Raw genomic sequence first — 21,021 nt, 5'->3', positions numbered from 1 at the left:
CAACGCCCTCACAGCCCTGCGAGAGCGGTCCACCTGTTACCAACTCTGCCGTTCTGGTAACAAGCCTGTGGCGGAATACCAGGCAACTTGCTACCAAAACGCATGCTTTGGTAGCAAGGTCACGCGCCGATGCGCACGCTCTCCCATCTCGATCAGATCGCTTTCGCGGATCTGTGCTCGAAGGCTTTTGACGGCAAGTCCGACCGTAGATTTCCTGAAAATGGCAATTTCGTCAAGCAAAAACGCGGCAGGAGGGAGTATTTCTACTACAAAGGTTACAAGCGGGCCGTGGAAGATGCGCCCGGAAAACACAGTCTGACCTATGTTGGTCCAGTTGATGATGAGAAAGTGCGCGGTCTGGTTGAGAATTTCGGGCGAGACAAGGGCTTCTACCGCATCCGCCGCGAGCTGATCGCGAAGCTCCGCCGCAGCGGCCTGCCGGCGCCCACCCCGATCGAGGGCAGGATCCTGGAGGCCTTTTCCAGCGCCGATGCCTGGAACAGCGTGGTTCTCGTCGGCACCTTGGCCTATCAGACCTACAGCGGCCCCCTGGGCGTGTTGCTCGACGAGGCCGAGTATCGCACGCAGGACGCGGACTTCGCCGAGTTCTTCCTTCCTCCTGGCCGGGAGATGATCGATTTGCCGGGTCTTCTGGAAGGGATCGATCCGACCTTCGAGCCGGTGTTCCATCCGTCCGAGTCGTCGATCCCGGTCGGGTTCTGCAACAGCACTGGCTACAAAGTCGAACTTCTCGTCCCGCCCGGACGCGCCCGGACGTCCGTCTACCCGTCGCGGGTCATGAGGACCATGGGAGCGCAAGTTCTCAAGTTCCTCGATTTCCTCGTGAAGGAACCGATCCGTTCCGTCGCGCTCTACGATGGGGGAGTTCCCGTGGTCGTGCCCGCGCCCGAGCGCTACGCGGTGCACAAGCTCATCGTCGCCTGCCTGCGGGCAAGCCATGACCGCGCCAGGATCGCCAAGGACATCGCTCAATGCAGCGCGATCATCGAAGCCAAGCGGCTCGCCGGCGCGACCGTCGACCTCGGCATGGCGTGGACGGAGGCGCATGACCGTGGACCGCGATGGCGGCGCCATCTCGCGCTCGGCGCGGAGCGGCTGAGCGGAGACAGGAAGGCGATCCTCGAGGACGGCATAAGACGGATCGCCCGCATCGAATGCCGCGATCCCGGTCCCTACATCCCGTGGCTCGACCCAGCGGACGACCGACCCACGGACGAGACCGGCGCCGGACCCGAACCGTGACGGACCGTTCGCGGCCACGGATCAGCGCATCCGCAACCGCGCGGCGGGGATGCCTGCCTTCCCTGTCGGAGAGGTCGGGCCGCAGCGGCCTGAAGCCTGACATTCGGCTCGCCACACGGTCCCGTCGCACGGCTCCATGTCACCGTGTGCCTCAAGGCGGACCTGCCAAGGAGGCCGTCGGCATGGCCCAAACGGATCGCGTCGAGCCCCTAAGGCGCGTCACCCGGCGGCAGGCGCATCAGCGGCTCGCCCATGCGGATGCGCCCGCCCTCGCGCAGGCCCTCGCAGAGGCGGAACCCCTCGGGGGCCAGCACGATGATGGTCGAGCCGTGCTGGAACCAGCCCATCTCCTCGCCCTTGCGCAGGCGCGCGTCGCAGGGGAGCGTGCGCGGTCCCTTGAGGCGCAGGTCGAGGGCGATGTCGAGGAAGCGGAAGCGCAGGCTCGCCACCAGGATCGCCGCCACCGGGACCAGGGTGACGCGGTGGCCGGAGGCGAGGAGCGTGGTGCGCAACACCGCCCGCTCGTTCTTGCAGAAGAGCGCCTCGACGCGCTTGAGCGCGATCGGGTTCACGTTCCACGTATCGCCCGCCACGTAGGTGACGGAGTCGACCCGGCAGTCGTGGGGCGCGTGGAAGCGGTGATACATCCCGGCCGTGAGCCGCAGCGTGACGTAGGTGCCGCCCGCGTGATGCGCCGCCGTCTCGGCGTCCGGCAGCAGGTCGGACAGGCGGTAGGGAAATCCCTTCACCTGGAAGACCCGGCCGCCCTCCACCCGGCCGTGCGCGCCCACGATCGCGTCGCAGGGGCTCGCGAGCAAGGCGGGATCGGCCGCGATCGGGCGGGCGCCGTCCTTCAGTTCGCGGATGAAGGCGTCGTGCAGGCTGCGGAAGCGGGTGGTCTTGGCGTCGCTGAGATCGACGTCGCAGAAGAGGCGCCAGAGGGCCAGGGAGGCGTCGCGCACCAGCGGCTGCTCGATCGGGCTGAACCAGCCCATGAAGCGGGTGGCGAGCCGGCGCGGCAGGCGGTTCGTCAGCAGGAAGTTCAGGTCTTCCTGCGCGGCGAGGCGCGCGAGCGTGGAGCGGAGTGTCATCATCCCGTGAAACGGCCCCGGTACGCCACGTCGTCATGGATGCACATTGGTCGACCCTCGCTCTCGCTCCCCTCGGCGCGGCGGCCGCCGCCGGCATGGTCTGGAAGCTCCGCGAGCGCTTGCAGCTCTCGCGGGCCAAGCACCGCTCGCTCGCGGGCCACGCCCGCATGTCCCGGCGCGTCGCCGGGCTGATCCCGTTCTACGAGTACGACCCGGCGGCGTTCTTCCGCGCGGACGGGGCGCCCGACGCGGTGGCGGCGCGGCGCGAAGCGGGTTTTTCGCGGCTCGCCGCCCTCTACCGCACGCGCTTTCCCGAGACCCGGCGGGTGACGGCGCAGATGCGCGAGGGCCTGTCCGACCTGCAGTTCACCGGCCTCTACCGGGTGCCGTTCCAGTTCGCCCGGATGGTGCGCGAACAGCTCTCGGCGGGCTCGGCGCTGCAGGCCTCCTCGGGCGTCACCGTGACGGACCTCGACGGCAACGTGCTGTACGACCTCGCGGGCTCCTACGGCGTCACCCTGTACGGCCCCGACGTCTACAAGGGCTTTCTGGAGCGCGGCGCGGCGCGGGTGCGCGATCTCGGGCCGGTCCTGGGCGCCCCCCACCCGGTGGTGGCCGGCAACGTCGCCCGCCTGCGCGCGGTCTCGGGCCTCGACGAGGTCTCGTTCCACATGTCGGGGACCGAGGCCGTGATGCAGGCGGTGCGCCTCGCCCGCTACCACACGCGGCGCCCGCGCGTGGTGCGCTTCTGCGGCGCCTATCACGGCTGGTGGGGCGACGTGCAGCCCGGCATCGGCAACCCGGTCCCGGCGCGCGACACCTTCACGCTCGCCGAGATGTCCGAGCGGACCCTGCGGGTGCTGCGCTCCCGCCGCGACATCGCCTGCGTGCTCGTCAACCCGCTCCAGGCGCTCCACCCGAACGCCGCCGCCCCGGCGGATTCCGCCCTGGTCGACAGCGGTCGCACGGCCGGCCTCGACCGGGCCGCCTACGCGGCCTGGCTCGCGGAGCTGCGCGCGGTCTGCACGGCGCGCGGCATCGTGCTGATCTTCGACGAGGTGTTCGTGGGCTTCCGCCTCGCGCCCGGCGGGGCGCAGGAATACTTCGGCGTCCGGGCCGACATGGTGACCTACGGCAAGACGGTGGGCGGCGGCCTGCCGGTCGGCGTGCTGTGCGGCCGGGCCGACCTGATGCGGCGCTATCGCGACAACCGGCCGGTCGACGTGTGCTTCGCCCGCGGCACCTTCAACGCCCATCCGCTGGTGATGGGGGCGATGGCCGAATTCTTCGACCATCTCGACGCCCCGGAGACGCGCGCGCTCTACGAGGGGCTCGACGCCCGCTGGACCGCGCGGGCCGAGGCACTGAACCGGCGGCTCGCCGCCGAGGACCTGCCGGTGCGCGTCGCCGCCCTCTCGACGATCTGGACCGTCCTCTACACGCGCCCGTCGCGCTACAACTGGATGCTGCAATACTACCTGCATGCCGAGGGTCTGGCCCTGTCGTGGATCGGCACCGGCCGCCTGATCTTCAGCCTCGCCTACGGCGACGCCGAGTTCGCCGCGGTGGCCGACCGCTTCGTCGCCGCCGCCCGCGCCATGCAGGCGGATGGCTGGTGGCACGAGACCGGGGCGACGAACCGCCAGCTCCGCCGCAGCGTCCTGCGCGAGGTCGCGGCCGCCCGCAAGGCGGCGTGGCTCGGGAGCGCGCCCGTGCGCGAGGCGTGAGGGGAGACTCGGGGAACGCATCGGCTCCTGCCGCCGCCGAAGGACCCGGCGCGGGAAAACCCCTCTCCCGGGTGGGAGAGGGGCAGGGGATCGAAGATCCCGCGTGAGGGTGTGACGCTTCCGTCTGAGGCTGTGAGCGTGGCGAGGGGAGCGGAACGGCTCAGGAATTTCGCCAACCGTCGTGCTGGTAGCGGCAGCGTTTCGCCTTCTTGCGGGCTCCCTCCCGCACCCTCACCCCTTCCCCTCTCCCACTCGGGAGAGGGGGTGCTGCGCGCGCCTTACCAAAGAGGGGCGTGTCGGTCCGTCCTGCCGTCAATGGTGCCGGTGGGCGACGCCGCGGTCGATCAGCTCGCCCTGGAGCAGGTAGAGCGGCGCCCTGTGGTAGAGCTTGATGTCGTGGAAGGGGTCGGTGAGGATCTTGGCCGCCCAGACGAGGCCGGTCTGCACGTCGCGCACGATGAAGAGCTGCACCGTCCGGAAGAGCAGGCCGGCGACCGCGAGCACGAGCCAGATCATCCCGACGTGGCGGACGATGTCGCCCGGGCCCTGGGGCGCGGCGAACAGGCCGAAGAAGGTCGGGTCGACGCAGAGCGGCAGCGGCGACAGCGCCCAGATCGCGAGCAGCACGACCTTGCGGTGCAGGTTGTAGCCGACCTTGATCTCCTCCTTGTGCTCGTGCGTCGCCTGATTGACCTCGTCGTAGCCCTTGGGCTCGAAGAACAGGTGGCCGGCCTGCCGGCTGGTCATCGCGACGAGCCAGCCGATCAGCGCGGCGACCGCCGGGTCGGTGAAGGCCATCGCGTAGGCGACGAGGAAGCTCACCGCGCTCACGAGGTGGAGCGCCTGGTTGATGCGGCTGTGGTGGTAGTAGCGGTGATCGTCCCAGCGCTGCACCCGCAGGGCTTCGAGAAAGCTGCTCATCGGACCTGTCTCCTCCAACGCATTCGGATTGCGGCGCTCCGGCAGGCGGCGGACGGGCGCTTTGCTGTCGTCCGGCGGGAGCCTGCGGCGGGAACGGGATGGGAGGTCGGGCGCCGGAGCGCCGCGCCGCTCAGGCGGCGGGCTTGGCCATGCGCAGCAGGCCGAAATGCCCGAGCGGCGGCAGGGGCCGGCGCTCGACGATGGCGATGCCGTTGGCCTCGGCCCAGCGCGCGTAGCGGGCGAAGGAGAACTCGGTACGCCAGCCGAGCCGGTTGGCGATCGGCGAAAATGTCTTTTCCAGCGCGCCGCGCAGGCCCCCCTCGGCGCCGATCCGGGTCGTGATCACGATCTCGCCGCCGGGCCGCAGCACGCGGGCGAATTCGGTGAGGGCGGCCTCCGGGTTCGGCACCGCGGTCACCACGTACTGCGCCACCACGACGTCGAAGGCGCCGTCCGGGAAGTCGAGGTGCTCCGCGTCCATGACGGCCAGCCCCTCCACGTTCTGGAGCCGGAGCGCGCGGACCCGCTCGCGGGCCTTGGCCAGCATCGGCTCCGAGATGTCGACCCCGAACAGGCGGGTGGAGCGGCGGTAGGCCGGCAGCGAGATGCCGGTGCCGACCCCGACCTCCAGCACCCGGCCGCCGGCACGCTCGGCCGCCTCGATCGCGAGGCTGCGCCCGCGGGCGAAAACGCGGCCGAACACCATGTCGTAGACCGGCGCCCAGCGCCCGTAGGCCCGCGCCACCGCATCCGTGTCGAGGTCCCGCCCCGGGAGGGCGTCGGCGGAGGCGGCGTGGCTGTTCGAATGGGGCGACATCGATCGACACCTCGGGACGGATGGGAGGAGGGCGCGCCGGCGACGGGCGGATGTCGGGCGGTCCGCGCCCGCGCACCCGGTTTCGGGGACCGAGCGGTAGTGGATGTCCTTAACAGAAACATGACGACTTCAAGCCGTCACGGAGGGATACCTTGCCGGCTGAAGATATGGCCGGCGCGTGAACTGTATTGTGCGCGGACATTCAGCCGGCTGATCGATGACGCGCGGATGACGGCGGGCGGGCGGGGTGGATTTTCGGGGTGCTTGTGTCCGGCGGGCCTCGTGCGCCAAACAGGCCTCCGGACTGGCCGGGAGAAACCGCGTGGGAGACGGCGTGGACGAGGCGACCCTGCGGCAGACCATCGTGGCGCTCTGCCTGGAGATGAACCGCAGCGGGCTCAACCAGGGCACCTCGGGCAACATCTCGGCCCGCTGCGGGGAGCGCATGCTGCTCACCCCCAGCGCCACGCCCTACGATCGCCTGACGCCCGAGATGATCGCCGCCCTGCCGCTCGACGGCGACGGGACGGTGTGGGAGGGGCCGCTGAAACCCTCCACCGAGTGGCGCTTCCACCGCGACATCCTGCGCAGCCGCCCCGATGCGCACGCGGTGGTCCACGCCCACCCCACCTTCGCCACCACCCTGGCGATCGCCCGGCGCGCCATCCCGGCCTGCCACTACATGGTGGCGGCCTTCGGCGGGCACGACGTGCGCTGCTCCGGCTACGCCCTCTACGGCACCGAGGCGCTCTCGCAGGAGGCGCTGGCGGCGCTCCACGGGCGCACCGCCTGCCTGCTCGCCAACCACGGCATCATCGCCATCGGCGATAGCCTGGAGAAGGCGATGTGGCGGGCGGTGGAACTCGAAGCGCTCGCCAAGCAGTACTATTACAGCCTGCAGCTCGAAGGCGGCCCGGTGATCCTGTCCCGGGAGCAGATCGACGAAGTGCTGGCCGGCTTCGCCACCTACGGCCTCAAGGCGGCGCCGGAACCCTCCCGGCGGCCGGGGCGCGGTGCGGCCCGGGGGGGGCGGCGCCCCCCGCCGTGAGGCAGGCCGCGTAACCGCCCGCGAACGACTGCTCCAGGCTGGCCGCCGCTCACGCGGCGGGACGCAGGCGGTGGATCTCGGTGAGGGCGCGGTCGCGGCCCCGGCGCACGGCTCCCAGAAGGGCGTCGAGGTCCGGTCCGGGCCGGCCGCGCTCCTCCCCGCAGGCCCGCTCCAGATCCCGGCACAGGCCCGCCAGCTCCGCGAATCCGAGATTGCCCGCCGCCGCGGCGAGCCCGTGGGCGTTGCTGCGCAGACGGGCGAGGTCCGCGCCGTCGAGGCAGGCGTCGCTCAGCCGGTCCGCGATCTCGCGGGCGAGATCGTCGAGGAGGCGGGCGAGGCGCGCCGGCCCGAGCAGGTCCGCGAGGTCGTCGTAGACCGTCCGGTCGACCGGGGCGGGCCGGTGGGACTCCCCGCCGGTCCAGCGCTCGATCGCCGCCTGCAGCTCCTCGCGCCGAAAGGGCTTGCCGATGTGGCCGTTCATGCCGGCGGCGCGGAGCGCCGCCACCTGCGCGGGCAGGACGTTGGCCGTGAGGGCGATCACCGGCACGTCGCGCGCCGGCCCGGGCAGCGCCCGGATCTGCCGCGTCGCCGACACCCCGTCCAGGCCGGGCATCTGCACGTCCATCAGCACGAGGTCGAAGGGCTTCGTCCGGACGGCGACGACCGCCTCCCATCCGTCGGCGGCCACCTCGACCGTGTGGCTGGCGCGCTCCAGCACCGCGCGGACGAGCTCCTGATTCACGATCAGGTCCTCGGCGAGGAGGATTCGCCGGGGCCGCACCGTCCGCTCCGGGGCCTGCGGGCGCGGCGGTCGCGTCGCCGCCGCAGCCTCCGGCAGGTCCACCGCGAACCAGAAGGTCGAGCCCTCGTCCACGCGGCTCTCCACGCCGATCATGCCGCCCATCCGCTCCACGAGCTTCTTGGAGATGGCGAGCCCGAGGCCCGTGCCGCCGTATTCGCGGCGGATCGACCCGTCGACCTGGCTGAAGCGCTGGAACAGGCGGCCCTGGCGCTCGGGCGCGATGCCGATGCCGGTATCCCTGACCGCGAACCGCACCGTGCCGGACGGCGCCCGCGTCACCGCGAGGGTCACCTTGCCGCGCGGAGTGAACTTGAGGGCGTTGTTGAGGAGGTTGAGCAGGATCTGGCGCAGGCGGTTCTGGTCGCCGACGAGCCGCGCCGGCACGGACGGGTCCACCGCCACGTCGAGCATCAGGCCCTTGCGCTGCGCGAGCTGCCAGACGATCGCGACCGCGTTGTCGGCGAGGCCGCGCAGGTCGAAGGGCGCGGGGTCGAGGTCGATCCGCCCCGCCTCGATCTCCGAGAAGTCGAGGATGTCGTTCACGATGGTCAGGAGCGCCGAGCCCGCCGACTGGATCCGCTCTGCCTGCCGGCGCTGGCTGCCGCTCAGGGCGTCGTCGTCGAGCAGCAGATCGGTGTAGCCCAGGATGCCGTTGAGCGGCGTGCGGATCTCGTGGCTCATCGAGGCCAGGAAGTCCGTCTTCGCCCGGCTCGCCTGTTCGGCTTCGATCCGGGCGGCCTCGGTCTGCTCGCGGGCGGCGGCGAGTTCGGCTTCCACCGCCTTGCGCACCGTCACGTCCCGCGCCACGTCGACGTAGCCGAGGGGCTCCCCGGTGGCCTCGTCGCACAGGAGCGTCGGGTTGACCTCGAGCCAGACCGCGTGGCCGTTGCGATGGCGCACCCGGTAGGTGAGGCTCGCCTCCGCCCCCGGATCGGCCACGAGCAGGCGCTTGTAGGCCTGCCGCACCGCCTCGCGGTCCTCCGGATCCACGAGATCGGTCGTCCTGCGGTTCAGGAGGGTCTCGGGGGCGAAGCCGACCACCCGCTCCACCGCGGGCGAGAGGTAGCGCAGCGTCCCGTCGAGGTCGGCCCGGGCGATGATGTCCCCGGTGCGCTCGGCGAGCAGGCGGTGGAGCGCCTCGCTCTCGCGCAGGGCCGCGTCGGCGGCGCGCCGGGCGGTGACGTCGCGGGCCGACAGGATCAGGGCCTCCTCGGGCGTGCCGGCCTTGGTGAGCTGGAGCACCGCCTCGACCCAGACGTGGTGCCCGGCCTTGTGGCGCAGGCGGTGCTCGCTCACCCGCCGCGGCGCCTCGGGCGTCAGGCCGGCGATCTCGGCCGCGACCCGCGGCAGGTCGTCCGGATGGACGCGCCCGGCGAGGGGCAGCCGCGCGAATTCCTCCGGCTCCCAGCCCACCACCGCCCGCGCCGAGGGCGAGACGTAGATGCGTCCCGTCTCGGCCGCGGGCCAGAGGGAGACGAGGTCGGTGGCGTTCTCGGCCAGCAGTCGGTAGCGGTCCTCGGCGCTGCGCCGTTCGGTGACGTCCGTGAGCGTCTGGATCATCCCGCCGTCATCGGTGCGCAGGGTGCGGATCTCCAGCGCCCGCCCGTCCGGGGCATGTCGCAGGGCCGTGGTGCGCCGCTCGCCCTCGTCCTCCTCCGAGAGCCGCAGCGGCGTGTCCTCCGCGAGGCTGCCCCAGCGCGGACTGCGGCGCGCCGCGGCCCGGAAGGCGAGGTAGGTCGGGCGCGCCGCGATGAACGCGGGCGTGAGATCGAGGAGTTCAAGGGCGCGGCGGTTGGCCACCTGCACGGTGCGGTCTGGCCCGATCATGACCAGGCCCTGATCCATGCAGTCGAGGGTCTTGGCGAGGCGCGCCGAGGTCTGCGCGAGGGCGTCCTGCGCCCGCCCGTGTGCCGTGAGGTCGGCCGCCGTTTCGCGACCGCCTCGCTCCCGCCACCGGACCGCGAATGCGCCGAGGAGAGCCGCCGCGAGCGCCAGCGCCGCGATGGCGGCGATGCGCGGGGCCAGGGCCGGCCAGGAATCCCCAGCCAGAATGGCGGCCGAGCCTGCCGCCACGAGAACGGCCGACACGAGGAGCGGGACGATCGGGCGGCACCCCAGATTCCTCCCAAGCCATGCAACCATCCGGACTCGCCTCCGCATCCACGGGCTTCTGGCGCCCGCCGGCGGTCCGGCACGGCATTGCCTCCGCCAGATGACGTAGAGATTGAACGATTGTCAAGTAATAGAGTTACAATTCAGTGTCCGCTTTTCCCAGGAATGAGGTGCCTCGATCGGCCGTTCTTCTCCGGATAATCCATCGCGGGCCGGATGATGCGGACCTTGTGCTTGGCCTTCTGCTCGGACACACGCGGCCGGCGTCGCCCCTGCGAGGGTGGGCCGCTGCCGCGAGCACGCCTCGGTCAGGGCATTGCGCCCGACGGCGCGGCGGCCTGCGGCAGGGCGAGTTTCTGGACCGCCGCCACGATGACCGAGGGGCGATAGGGCTTGGCGAAGAACAGGCTGCCCGGAACGGTCCGGGGCGCGCTGCTGCTGAAGCCCGTCGCGTAGATCACCCTGAGGTCGGGACGCAGCGTGCGAGCCGCCTCGGCGAGCTCCCAGCCGTCCAGCCGCCCGGGCAGCCGGATGTCGGTGAACAGGATGTCGACCGGGGCATCGCTCTCCAGCACCGTCAGGGCCGCGTCGCCGTCCGCCGCCTGAATCACCCTCAGGCCGGCATCTTCGAGTTCGGCCGTGACGAGGTCGAGCAGTAGCATCTCGTCCTCGACGATGAGGACGCTCGCCGCCCGCTCGCCGCTCATGGTGCACCCCTCCGTTGCATGCCGGCCCCGCTGTCGTTGCGGCATGCTACCGGGTCCGTTGCCGAGCCGGAAGGGGTGTTTCAGGACGCCCGCGCGCCCGCTCCCGCCATCGGCGGTCCCCGGTGCCCGGATCGATTCGGGGTGCCTCCCGGCTGGCGCCGGCCCGTCGCGATGCGGAACCTTGCCGGGCGGCGCGCATTGGCCCAGGCGTCCCCACGGCATCGCTTCCCCGCAGCGTCGGTTTTCCGCGCTGCGGAACGATCCGTCGCGGGCGCGTCGACGCATGGTTGAGGCGAAGGATCGATCGGATGTGTGGGATCTGCGGCGAAATCCGCCTGGATGGGGCGGCGCCGGACGCGGCGGCGGTCGCGGCGATGGCCGGGCCCCTGCGGCCGCGCGGCCCGGATGCGGGAGGCAGCTTCTCGCAAGGCGCGGTCGCTTTCGGACACCGCCGCCTCAGCATCCTCGATTTGAGTCCCGCCTCGCAGCAGCCGATGGTCGATCCGGGCCTCGGCCTCGCGATCGTGTTCAACGGCTGCATCTACAACTTCCGGCCGCTGCGTGAGGAATTGCGCGCCAAGGGCTACGCGTTCTTCTCGGACGGCGACACCGAGGTGATCCTCAAGGCGTACCACGCCTGGGGTCCGGCCTGCGTCGAGCGCTTCTACGGGATGTTCGCCTTCGTGCTCTGGGAGCGCGACAGCGGGCGCATCCTGATCGCGCGCGACCGGCTCGGCATCAAGCCGCTCTACTACACGGAATCGGGCAGGCGGCTGCGCTTCGCGTCGAGCCTGCCGGCGCTGCTGGCGGCAGGCGACGTCGACACGTCGATCGACCGGGCCGCGCTCCACCACTACATGAGCTTCCACGCGGTCGTGCCCGCGCCGATGACGATCCTGCGGGGCGTGCGCAAGGTGCCGCCCGCGACCACCATCACCATCGAGCCGGACGGCACGCGCCGCGAGCGCACCTACTGGGAGGCCGTCGTCGGGGAGCGCCCCGAGGACCGCCACATGTCGGAGGCCGACTGGCGCGAGGCGGTGCTCGCCACCCTGCGCAAGGCGGTCGAGCGGCGCCTCGTCTCGGACGTGCCGGTGGGCGTGCTGCTCTCCGGCGGGCTCGATTCCTCGATCGTGGTGGCGCTGCTGGCGGAGGCCGGCCAGCGCGGCCTCAAGACCTTCTCGATCGGCTTCGAGACCGTCGGCGACGAGGTGGGCGACGAGTTCAAGTACTCGGACGTCATCGCCGAGCGCTTCGGCACCGACCATCACCGCATCCGGATCGATTCGGCCCGCGCACTCCCGGCCCTGCACGGGGTGGTGGCGGCGATGTCCGAGCCGATGGTGAGCCACGACGCGATCGGCTTCTACCTCCTGTCGGAAGAAGTCTCGAAGCACGTCAAGGTGGTGCAGAGCGGGCAGGGGGCCGACGAGATCTTCGGCGGCTACCACTGGTACCCGCCGATGATGCAGGCCGACGACGCCGTCGCGACCTACGCCCGGGTGTTCTTCGACCGCGACCAGGCCGAGATGGCCGAGGTGCTGGAGCCCGGCTTCCTCGCCGACGACGCGAGCCGCGCCTTCGTGGCGGCCCATTTCGCCCGCCCCGGCGCCCCGCGGCCGATCGACAAGGCGCTGCGCATCGACACCGAGATCATGCTGGTCGACGATCCGGTCAAGCGGGTCGACAACATGACGATGGCCTGGGGCCTGGAGGCCCGCGTGCCGTTCCTCGACCACGACCTCGTGGCCCTGGCCGGCCGGGTGCCGGCCGAGCTCAAGATCCGCGACGGCGGCAAGTACATCCTCAAGGAGGCCGGCCGGCGCGTCGTGCCCGCCGAGGTGATCGACCGGCCGAAGGGATATTTCCCGGTGCCGGCCCTCAAGTACCTGCGCGGCCCCTTCCTCGACCTCGTGCGCGACGTGCTGAGCCAGCCGGCCGCCCGCGAGCGGGGCATCTTCCGGCCCGCCTACGTGGATCGGCTGCTCGCCGAGCCCGAGGCCCACATGACGCCCCTGCGCGGCTCCAAGCTCTGGCAGGTCGCGCTCCTCGAGTTCTGGCTCCAGACCCACAAGATCTGAACCAGCAAGGTCCGACCTCATGACGAGACCCCGCCCGCAGCCCGCCCCCGCTGCCCAAGCCGTTTCTCCCCGATCCGCCCCATCCGACCGCGCCAACGTCGCCGTGGAATGCGGCTGGGGGAGGCTGATCTTCGGCCAGACCTTCCGCGACCCGGCCGATCTCGTGGACACCCTGCTGCAGGAGCAGCCGGGCCGGCGGGACGTGGCCTTCTACGTCGCCGAGCCGCACGTCGTGCTGGCGCTGGCCCCGACGGACCTCTTCCTCGACCCGTCGCACGCCTTCCGCCTCGCCCTCGCCGACCTCGAGGAGGGGCCGCCCCCGCACGGCGTCCGGGTGCGCGCGATCCGCGGGCCGGCCGATATCGGCGAGATCAACCGCATCTGCCTCGCCCGGCGGATGGTGCAGATCGACCCGGCCTCGGCCTGGCCCGCCGCCGACGATTCGCTCCTCACCTACCTGGTCGCCGAGGATGCCGGGACGGGTGCGATCCTGGGGGCGGCGACCGGCGTCGACCACGTCGCGGCCTTCGACGACCCGGAGAACGCCGCCTCCCTGTGGTCGCTCGCGGTCGACCCGCAGAGCCCGCATCCGGGCGTCGGCGAGGCGCTGGTGCGGGCGCTCGCGGCTCATTTCCGGGCCCGCGGGCGCACCTTCATGGACCTCTCGGTCATGCACGACAACGCGCAGGCGATCGCGCTCTACGAAAAGCTCGGCTTCACCCGCCTGCCGGTCTTTACCATCAAGACCAAGAATTCCTTCAACGAGAAACTCTACATCGGCCCCTCGCCGGAGGCGGCGCTGAACCCCTACGCGCGCATCCTCACCGACGAGGCGCGTCGGCGCGGCATCACGGTCGAGGTGGTGGACGAGCCGACCTCGATGTTCCGCCTCTCCCACGGCGGGCGCAGCTTCGTCTGCCGGGAGAGCCTCACCTCCGCGACCTCCGCGGCCGCGATGACGATCTGCGACGACAAGGCCCTCACGCGCCGGCTCCTCGCCGGGGCGGATCTGCGCGTGCCCGACCAGGCGACCGTCACCGACGAGGAGGCGGCGCGGTCCTTCCTCGAGCGCTACGGCGCCGTGGTGGTGAAGCCCGCCCGCGGCGAGCAGGGCCGCGGCATCGCCGTGAACCTCACCGCGCCCGAGGAGGTGACGAGGGCGATCACGGAGGCGCGGCGCGTCTGCGACACGGTGCTCCTCGAAGAGTTCGTGGAGGGCGAGGACCTGCGCGTCATCGTCATCGACTTCAAGGTCGTGGCGGCGGCGATCCGCCGGCCGGCCCAGGTGACGGGGGACGGGCGCCACAGCGTGCGCGAGCTGATCGCGCGCCAGAGCCGGCGCCGCGCGGCGGCGACGGGCGGCGAATCGAAGATTCCCCTCGACGACGAGACCGCGCGCTGCGTGAAGCTCGCGGGCCGCAGCCTCGACGACGTGCTCCCCTCCGGCGAGGCGCTGCTGGTGCGGCGCACCGCCAATCTCCACACCGGCGGTACGATCCACGACGTCACGGACGCGGTGCATCCCGACATCGTCGCGGCCTGCGTCAAGGCCGCCCGGGTGATCGACATCCCGGTCGTCGGTCTCGACCTGATGGTGCCGGACGTGCGAGGACCCGCGCACTGGTTCATCGAGGCCAACGAGCGGCCGGGCCTCGCCAACCACGAGCCGCAGCCCACGGCCGAGCGGTTCATCGACATGCTCTTTCCGCAGACGATCGCGGCCGCGCGGATCCGGAGGCACTGACGCGTGAACAAGCCCTTCGTGATGCCGTCCGCCACGGTGCGGATCGACGTCGACTACATGCTCGACTTCCTCAAGCGCCTGATCGAGATCCCGAGCCCGACCGGCTACACCGACCAGGCGGTGCATTTCTGCGGCCGCGAGCTGGAGCGGCTGGGGGTACCCTTCGAGCTGACCCGCCGCGGCGCGATCCGGGCGACCCTGCGCGGGGCCGGGCCCGGCCCGGCCCGGGCGATGGTCTCGCACCTCGACACGCTGGGCGCGATGGTCAAGCAGCTCAAGGACAACGGCCGCCTCGCGCTGATCCCGATCGGCACGTGGTCGGCGCGCTTCGCCGAGGGCGCGCGCTGCACCATCTTCACCGATCGCGGCAGCTACCGCGGCACGATCCTGCCGCTCAAGGCGTCGGGCCACACCTTCAACGAGGAGGTCGACACCCAGCCGGTCGACTGGACCAACGTCGAGATGCGGGTCGACGCCTTCTCGTACCGGTGCGAGGACCTGCGGCGGCTGGGCTTCAACGTCGGCGACTTCGTGGCCGTCGATCCCAACCCGGAGATCTCGCCGCGGGGCTACATCAACTCCCGCTACCTCGACGACAAGGCGGGCGTGGCGGTGATGTTCGCCGCCATGAAGGCGCTGGCGGATGCCGGGCAGAAACCCACCGTCGACACCTACATGCTGTTCACCATCGCCGAGGAGGTCGGGGTGGGCGCCTCCTCGGTGCTGCACGGCGACATCGCCGAGATGGTCACCATCGACAACGGCACCGTCGCCCCCGGGCAGGGCAGCCGGGAATCGGGCGTGACCATCAGCATGGCCGATTCGGCCGGGCCGTTCGACTTCCACCTGACTCGCCGCCTGATCGAGCTGTGCGAGACCAACGACATCCGCTACGAGCGCGACGTCTTCCGGTTCTATCGCAGCGACAGCGCCTCGGCGCTGGAGGCGGGCAACGACCTGCGCACGGCGCTGATCTGCTTCGGCGTCGATTCCTCGCACGGCTACGAGCGCACCCACGTCAACGCCCTGCGCTCGCTCGCCGAACTCTCCTGCCACTACCTCCAGAGCGACGTGCTGTTCGGGCGCGACGTCAGGCCCCTCGGCCCCCTCGCGGGCTTCCCGCGCCAGGAGGTCGAGACCGCCGATCCGGCCGGCGACGAGGGCGAAGGCGCCGGTGCGGGCGCGGGATTCCCGACCTGACGGAACCGGAGCCCGGCGCCGGGCGATGACGAGCCCGGCGGGCGGCCGGCCCGCGCGGGGAGCGGGATGATCGTCTACGGGGACGTGCGGCGGCGCGTGGAGACGGCCGAGACCATCGACCGGATGGTCCTGGCCTGCGCGCAGGCCGCCGGATTGCCGCCCGGCATCGGCCGCCACGGGGCGCTCGCGGCGGCCTTCATCACGGCCGGCGAACTCGCGCAGGGCCTTGGCGATGCCGCCTTCGCGGTGCGGGAGGCCGACGCCCCGTCGCCCGCCGAGGACGCGGCCCTCGCGCTCCTGATGACCCTCGGGCGAGCGCTCCGGCACTCCTGGGACACGGGTTTTTCCGAGACCAGCCTTCACACGTCCGACGTGCCCGGACGCGCCGCGTCCCTCGCGGCGCTCGCCCTGCCGCGGGACCTCGTCCTCAACCGGGCGGAGGGCTTCGCCTTCTACGCGCACTATCCCGAGAGCGTCGCGGCGGCGGCCCGGGCCTCCGGCCTCGGGGCCGGGACGCGCGTGATCGGCATCCGCAGCATCGGCGCGCCGCTCGGCGCGATGGCGGCGGCGGCGCTCGGAGCGGCCCCGCCCGTCACGGTGCGGCCGGTCGGGCATCCGTTCCGGCGCCAGCTCTCCCTCTCGCCGGCGAGAGCGGCGGCGCTCGATGCGCCGCCCGGCACCGCCTTCGCGGTCGTCGACGAGGGGCCGGGCCTCTCGGGCAGTTCCTTCGGGGCGGTGGCCGACCACTTGGAGGCGCGGGGCGTCGCACCCGAGCGGATCACCTTCTTCCCGAGCCATCCCGGCGCGCCGGGGCCGCAGGCGAGCGCGGCCCACCGCGCCCGCTGGGCGGCGGCGCGGCGCTGCGTGGTGACGTTCGACGACCTCGTGCTGCGGGCGCCCCGGCCCGAGCACCGCCTTGAGACGTGGCTCGCCGACCTGCTCGGCCCGCTCGACGGCCCGCCGGAGGATGTTTCGGGCGGCGCGTGGCGGGCGCGGCACTGGCCTTCCGCGACCGCTTGGCCGCCCGTCGATGCGCAGCAGGAGCGGCGCAAGTTCGTGGTGCGGGCGGGAGGCCGCCCGTGGCTCGCGAAGTTCGTGGGGCTCGGGGCCGAGGGCGAGGCCAAGCTCGTCCGGGCGCAGCGTCTCGCCGCGGCGGGCCTCACGCCCCCGGTCGCCGGTTTCCGCCACGGTTTCCTGGTGGAGCGCTGGATGGAGGAGGCGCGGCCCCTGGCGCCGGGCGACCTCGACCCCCTGCACCTCGCCGAGCAAGTCGGGCGCTACCTCGCTCTCCGGGCCGAGGCCTTCCCGACCGGGCCGGACCGGGGCGCCTCGCTCCCCGACCTCGTCGGCATGGCGCGCCACAATGCCTGGACGGCGCTGGGCACCGAGGCGGCCGGCTGGTTCGACCGCTGGCGCCCGAATACCCTCGTGCGCCTCGCCGCGAGGCTCCGTCCCGTCGAGACCGATAACCGGCTTCAGCCCTGGGAGTGGCTCCTGCTGCCGGACGGCGCCCTCCTCAAGGCGGATGCTCTCGACCACCATGCCGCCCACGACCTCGTCGGCTGCCAGGACGTCGCCTGGGACGTCGTCGGGGCGGGGATCGAACTCGTGCTTCCCTCGGCGGCGCGCGACCGGCTCGCCGCGATCGTGGCGCGCGGCACCGGGCGGGCGATCGACCCCGACCTGCTCGCGCTCCTCGCGCCGTGCTACCTCGCCTTCCGGATCGGCGCCTGCACTATGGCTGCCGCCGCCGCCTCGCCCGAGGAGGCCGGCCGCCTCGCCCGCGCCGCCGACGCCTACGCGGAGCGCCTGCGCGCGGTGCTCGGCAAGGAACCCGATGATGGGGACGCGATGAGGGAGACCCGATGATCCTGCTGCGGCACGGCCAGAGCACCTTCAACCTGCATTACGGGGCGACCGGGATCGATCCGGGCATCCCCGACGCGCCCCTCACGCCGCTCGGGCAGGAGCAGGCCCAGGCCGCCGCCGAGGCGCTGGCGGGCGAGGGCGTCCGGCGCATCCTGTGCTCGCCCTACACGCGGGCGCTGCAGACCGCCGCGCCCGTGGCCGCCCGGCTCGGCCTGCCGGTGCTGGTCACCCCGGCCGTGCGGGAGCGCTTCGCGGCGAGCTGCGATGTCGGCACCTGCCGCACCGACCTCGCGCAGGCCTGGCCTCACCTCGATCTCGGCGACGTCACCGAGATGTGGTGGCCGGACGAGGCGGAGCCCCACGACCTCTTCCACGCCCGCACCGCGGCGTTCCGCGACGAGGCGGCGGCGCGGCCGGACTGGGACCACACCCTGGTGATCTGCCACTGGCACGTGATCCTGGCCCTCACGGGCCGCAGCCTCGGCAACGGGGAGTGGGTCCGGCTGCCGCATCCGGGCGCCGCGGCCTGAGCTGCCGACCGGAGGTCAGGCGGTGGGCTCCTGCACGCGGCGCGCCGCGTCGCGCAGGCGCGCGATCTCGCCGAGCGCCGTGCGGCGCGCCACATCGAACCGCCCGAGGAGCGGCTCTAGGTCTTGGGTGCTCAAGTCGTGGCTACCTATGGCCGCCTGCTCGATCTCCCGGCAGAGCGCCGACAGGTCGGCGAAGCCCAGGGCACCGGCTGCCGACATCATCGCGTGCGCGTCGCGCGCCAGCCGCTCCCGGTCGGGGTCGGTCGCGTCCATGCGCTCCGTCAGCTCCGCGGCGAGCAGCGCCAGCAACGCCTCGGTCCGCTCCGCCCCGAGCAGGTCGCGCACCGCCGCGAAGGCGGCCGGGTCCACCAGGCCGGCCGGCTCGTCCGCCGGCCGGGCGCGGTGGCGGGCGATGAGCCCCGCGAGATCGGCCCGCTTGAACGGCTTGCCCACGTGCCCGTCCATGCCCGCCTCGCGCAGGGCCTCGATCTGCTTCGGCAGGATATTGGCCGTCATGGCGATGATCGGCACCCGGCCGGCCGGCCCAGGCAGGGCCCGGATGTGCCGCGTGGCGGTGAGACCGTCCATGCCGGGCATCTGCACGTCCATCAGCACGAGGTCGTAGGCGCGGTCCTGCACCGCGCGCACCGCCTCGACCCCGTCGGTGGCGAGATCGACGTGGTGCCCCGCCGCCTCCAGCACCGCGCGGGCCAGGTCGCGGTTGATCTCCAGATCCTCCACCAGGAGGAGGCGGGCCGGGGAGGCAGCCCGGCACGCCACGGGCACGGCGGGGGCGGCGGCCTCCGCCTCGGCCTCGTCGAGCGGGACCGTGAACCAGAAGGTCGCGCCCGCGCCCGCGCGGCTCTCCACGCCGATCGTGCCGCCCATGCGCTCGACCAGGGTCTTGGAGATGGCAAGGCCCAGCCCCGTGCCGCCGAAGCGGCGCCGGATCGACCCGTCCACCTGGCTGAAGCGCTGGAAGAGCCGGTTCTGCCGGTCCTCCGGGATGCCGATACCGGTATCCGCCACCGAGAAGCGCAGCATCCGCGTCGCCGGATCGCGCGTGACGGAGAGTGTCACCGAGCCTGCGGGCGTGAACTTCACGGCGTTGTTGAGGAGGTTGAGCAGGATCTGGCGCAGGCGGCCATGGTCGCCCACGAGCACGGCCGGCACCTCGGGCGCCACCGCGACCGCCACCCCGATGTCCTTCGCGCCCGCGGCCCCGCGGATGATTGACACCGTGTTGTCGATGAGGGCGCCGAGCCGGAAGGGCTGGAGGTCGAGGTCGATCTGACCCGCCTCGACCTTCGAGAAGTCGAGGAGGTCGTCCACGATGGTCAGGAGCGCCGAGCCCGCCGACTGGATCCGCTCCGCCTGCCGGCGCTGGTTCTCGCTCAGGGCGTCGTCGTCGAGCAGCATCTCCGTGTAGCCCAGGATGCCGTTGAGCGGCGTGCGGATCTCGTGGCTCATCGAGGCCAGGAAGTCCGTCTTCGCCTGGCTCGCCTGTTCGGCCGCCTCCGCGGCCCGCTCCAGCGCCTCCTTGTGGCGCTGCCGCTCCGAGACGTCGCGCACGACGGCGACGTAGCCGGTCGGGGTGCCGGCCGGGTCGCGCAGCAGGCGGAACTTGGCCTCGACCCAGATGTAGGAGCCGTCCCGTCGCCGGTAGCGCAGCCGGCTCGTGGCGGTGTCGCGCCGGCCCCTGGCGAGGTCGGTCAGCACCTCCGCGCAGGCGCCGCAATCGTCCGGATGAACGCTGTCCAGGGGCTTGGTGCCGATGAGCGTCTCGGGCTCGTAGCCCAGGAGGTCGCGGCTGGCCGGGGAGACGTAGCGGCGGGTGGTGTCGAGATCGGCCCACACGATCATGTCGAGGGCGTGCTCCGACAGGAGGCGGAACCGCGCCTCGCTCGCCCGCACGGCCCGCTCGGCCGCGACGGTGCGGCGCTGGTGGCGCGCGAGACCGATCCCGAGACCGCACAGGGTGGCGGCCGCGACGCCGAGCGCGAAACCGTCGATCAGCGCGTCGTGCCGCCACGTCGCCAGCGTCTCGGGCACGCTGCGGGCCACCGTGACGACGAGCGGATATGCCTCCAGCCGCTCGTAGGCGACGATCCGCTCCTCGCCGTCGAGGCTGGAGCGGGCGCGGAACACGCCGCTCATCGCCTGCGGCAGCGCCTGCCGGAACAAATCCGTGCCGGACAGGTCCCGCCCCACGGAGCGGTCGTCGTGGGGGTGGCGCACCAGCAGCGTGCCGTCGGCGTCCAGAAGGGAGATCGAGCCCCGCTCGCCGACGCCGAGGTCGCGGTAGAAGGCCTGGAAGTGCTCGGGCATCAGGGAGGCCACCACGACGCCGCCGAACTGGCCGTCCGGGCCGTTCCAGCGTTGGGACAGCGGTACGATGATCCGGCCGCTTCGCCGGCTGCGCATCGGTGCGTCGATGTGCAGTGTCCGGCTCGGGTCGGCCTGGTGATGCACGAAGTAGGGGCGGTCCCCGCTGTTGATCGGAAGCGGCGGTCCGTCGAGCGAGTCGCTGAGCCAGTTGCCCTGCGTATCCTGCACGGAGAGGCCGCTCACGTGCGTGATCAGCCCCAGCCGCCGCTGCAGGAAGGACCTGAGCGCCGACCGGTCGGCGAGCGCGCCGGATTCGATGTGGTCCACGACGCCGCTGAGGATCAGATCGGCCGCCTCGATGCTGCGGGCCGTGTGCTGGATCAGCGAGCGGGCGAGGTTGCGGGTATCGGCCTGGGCGTCAGCCAGGGCCGCCTGCCGGCCGCGCCAGATCTGCCACGTGCCCAGGGCGACCATCAGCGCCGCCGCCAGGAACGCGACGGCCGCCGGGCTGCCGAGCAGCCGTGGCCGGCGAAAGAGATCCGCGGCCCGTGCGGAGAACGACGTCATGACCGATGATACACGCCCGATCGCGGACCTGTTCTGCCGAGGCAGGGTCCGGATCGAAGTTCTACACGGATTCCCGCCGGATTGCTTGACGGACGGTCGATCACGAGCCCGGCCTGCGCGTTGCGCCGTGGGGCTCGGTCCTGCCGGTGATGCGATGCGCCCGGGCCGGACGCTCGGCGCTCCGTCGGCCGCACCGCTTGCGCTCTCTATCAAA

The 21,021-nt window shown here is 72.2% G+C and carries 14 protein-coding genes; 8 read left to right on the top strand and 6 right to left on the bottom strand.

Annotated elements, in window-relative coordinates; translation table 11 throughout:
* Nucleotides 1–129 precede the first annotated feature (129 nt).
* Nucleotides 130–1,263, top strand: a complete 1,134-nt coding sequence (locus tag ACKUB9_RS02620) for a GSU2403 family nucleotidyltransferase fold protein (RefSeq protein WP_407519175.1) — start codon at nucleotides 130–132, stop codon at nucleotides 1,261–1,263.
* Nucleotides 1,264–1,472: 209 nt separating this feature from the next.
* Here the strand turns inward: ACKUB9_RS02620 and asd are convergent, their stop codons facing one another.
* A complete protein-coding gene (gene asd / locus ACKUB9_RS02615; RefSeq protein ID WP_407519523.1) occupies nucleotides 1,473–2,354 on the bottom strand; it encodes an archaetidylserine decarboxylase in 882 nt (293 codons plus the stop codon).
* Between the two features lie 35 nt (nucleotides 2,355–2,389).
* Between asd and ACKUB9_RS02610 the strand changes: the two genes are divergently transcribed.
* A complete protein-coding gene (locus ACKUB9_RS02610; protein WP_407519173.1) occupies nucleotides 2,390–4,081 on the top strand; it encodes an aminotransferase class III-fold pyridoxal phosphate-dependent enzyme in 1,692 nt (563 codons plus the stop codon).
* Between the two features lie 312 nt (nucleotides 4,082–4,393).
* Here ACKUB9_RS02610 and ACKUB9_RS02605 read toward each other — a convergent pair whose 3' ends face one another.
* Together ACKUB9_RS02605 and ACKUB9_RS02600 are read right to left on the bottom strand one after the other, a co-directional pair.
* The gene (locus ACKUB9_RS02605; RefSeq protein ID WP_407519171.1) at nucleotides 4,394–5,002 is read right to left on the bottom strand and encodes a hypothetical protein; all 609 of its coding nucleotides are present in this window, start codon (nucleotides 5,000–5,002) and stop codon (nucleotides 4,394–4,396) included.
* 130 nt (nucleotides 5,003–5,132) lie between these two features.
* The gene (locus ACKUB9_RS02600; RefSeq protein WP_407519169.1) at nucleotides 5,133–5,819 is read right to left on the bottom strand and encodes a class I SAM-dependent methyltransferase; all 687 of its coding nucleotides are present in this window, start codon (nucleotides 5,817–5,819) and stop codon (nucleotides 5,133–5,135) included.
* A 322-nt stretch (nucleotides 5,820–6,141) separates the two neighbouring features.
* Here ACKUB9_RS02600 and ACKUB9_RS02595 point away from each other — a divergent pair, with 322 nt between their 5' ends.
* On the top strand, nucleotides 6,142–6,867 hold the full coding sequence (locus ACKUB9_RS02595; RefSeq protein ID WP_407519167.1) for a class II aldolase/adducin family protein: 726 nt from the start codon (nucleotides 6,142–6,144) through the stop codon (nucleotides 6,865–6,867).
* Nucleotides 6,868–6,916: 49 nt separating this feature from the next.
* On the opposite strand, the gene ACKUB9_RS02590 is transcribed toward ACKUB9_RS02595, so the two are convergent.
* Together ACKUB9_RS02590 and ACKUB9_RS02585 are read right to left on the bottom strand one after the other, a co-directional pair.
* Nucleotides 6,917–9,757, bottom strand: a complete 2,841-nt coding sequence (locus ACKUB9_RS02590; RefSeq protein WP_407519166.1) for a PAS domain-containing hybrid sensor histidine kinase/response regulator — start codon at nucleotides 9,755–9,757, stop codon at nucleotides 6,917–6,919.
* Between the two features lie 332 nt (nucleotides 9,758–10,089).
* Nucleotides 10,090–10,488, bottom strand: a complete 399-nt coding sequence (locus ACKUB9_RS02585) for a response regulator (protein ID WP_407519163.1) — start codon at nucleotides 10,486–10,488, stop codon at nucleotides 10,090–10,092.
* A 308-nt stretch (nucleotides 10,489–10,796) separates the two neighbouring features.
* Between ACKUB9_RS02585 and ACKUB9_RS02580 the strand changes: the two genes are divergently transcribed.
* The 5 genes from ACKUB9_RS02580 to ACKUB9_RS02560 all read left to right on the top strand — a co-directional run bounded on the left by ACKUB9_RS02580 (nucleotide 10,797) and on the right by ACKUB9_RS02560 (nucleotide 17,912).
* Nucleotides 10,797–12,569, top strand: a complete 1,773-nt coding sequence (locus ACKUB9_RS02580; RefSeq protein WP_407519162.1) for an N-acetylglutaminylglutamine amidotransferase — start codon at nucleotides 10,797–10,799, stop codon at nucleotides 12,567–12,569.
* Nucleotides 12,570–12,588: 19 nt separating this feature from the next.
* Nucleotides 12,589–14,313 (top strand): N-acetylglutaminylglutamine synthetase, encoded by a 1,725-nt coding sequence (gene ngg / locus ACKUB9_RS02575; RefSeq protein WP_407519161.1) that lies wholly within the window; start codon nucleotides 12,589–12,591, stop codon nucleotides 14,311–14,313.
* 3 nt (nucleotides 14,314–14,316) lie between these two features.
* Nucleotides 14,317–15,513: an osmoprotectant NAGGN system M42 family peptidase gene (locus tag ACKUB9_RS02570; protein ID WP_407519160.1), complete on the top strand. Its 1,197-nt coding sequence runs from the start codon at nucleotides 14,317–14,319 to the stop codon at nucleotides 15,511–15,513.
* A gap of 66 nt (nucleotides 15,514–15,579) precedes the next feature.
* Complete coding sequence (locus ACKUB9_RS02565; protein WP_407519158.1) at nucleotides 15,580–17,382, top strand: hypothetical protein; 1,803 nt, start codon at nucleotides 15,580–15,582, stop codon at nucleotides 17,380–17,382.
* A complete protein-coding gene (locus ACKUB9_RS02560) occupies nucleotides 17,379–17,912 on the top strand; it encodes a histidine phosphatase family protein (RefSeq protein ID WP_407519156.1) in 534 nt (177 codons plus the stop codon). Before ACKUB9_RS02565 ends, ACKUB9_RS02560 begins: the two co-directional genes overlap by 4 nt.
* A gap of 15 nt (nucleotides 17,913–17,927) precedes the next feature.
* Here ACKUB9_RS02560 and ACKUB9_RS02555 read toward each other — a convergent pair whose 3' ends face one another.
* Nucleotides 17,928–20,807 (bottom strand): ATP-binding protein, encoded by a 2,880-nt coding sequence (locus ACKUB9_RS02555; RefSeq protein WP_407519154.1) that lies wholly within the window; start codon nucleotides 20,805–20,807, stop codon nucleotides 17,928–17,930.
* Nucleotides 20,808–21,021 lie beyond the last annotated feature (214 nt).

The sequence above is a fragment of the Methylobacterium oryzisoli genome, assembly GCF_046557895.1.
GTDB lineage: Bacteria > Pseudomonadota > Alphaproteobacteria > Rhizobiales > Beijerinckiaceae > Methylobacterium > Methylobacterium oryzisoli.
This window is presented reverse-complemented; position numbering and strand designations above follow the sequence as displayed.

Coding starts and splice junctions, on each gene's coding strand:
- ACKUB9_RS02560 (WP_407519156.1), top strand. CDS start 17,379: ATGATCCTGCTGCGGCACGGCCAGAGCACCTTCAACCTGCATTACGGG.
- ACKUB9_RS02610 (WP_407519173.1), top strand. CDS start 2,390: ATGGATGCACATTGGTCGACCCTCGCTCTCGCTCCCCTCGGCGCGGCG.
- ACKUB9_RS02605 (WP_407519171.1), bottom strand. CDS start 5,002: ATGAGCAGCTTTCTCGAAGCCCTGCGGGTGCAGCGCTGGGACGATCAC.
- ACKUB9_RS02580 (WP_407519162.1), top strand. CDS start 10,797: ATGTGTGGGATCTGCGGCGAAATCCGCCTGGATGGGGCGGCGCCGGAC.
- ACKUB9_RS02600 (WP_407519169.1), bottom strand. CDS start 5,819: ATGTCGCCCCATTCGAACAGCCACGCCGCCTCCGCCGACGCCCTCCCG.
- asd (WP_407519523.1), bottom strand. CDS start 2,354: ATGACACTCCGCTCCACGCTCGCGCGCCTCGCCGCGCAGGAAGACCTG.
- ngg (WP_407519161.1), top strand. CDS start 12,589: ATGACGAGACCCCGCCCGCAGCCCGCCCCCGCTGCCCAAGCCGTTTCT.
- ACKUB9_RS02565 (WP_407519158.1), top strand. CDS start 15,580: ATGATCGTCTACGGGGACGTGCGGCGGCGCGTGGAGACGGCCGAGACC.
- ACKUB9_RS02620 (WP_407519175.1), top strand. CDS start 130: ATGCGCACGCTCTCCCATCTCGATCAGATCGCTTTCGCGGATCTGTGC.
- ACKUB9_RS02555 (WP_407519154.1), bottom strand. CDS start 20,807: ATGACGTCGTTCTCCGCACGGGCCGCGGATCTCTTTCGCCGGCCACGG.
- ACKUB9_RS02585 (WP_407519163.1), bottom strand. CDS start 10,488: ATGAGCGGCGAGCGGGCGGCGAGCGTCCTCATCGTCGAGGACGAGATG.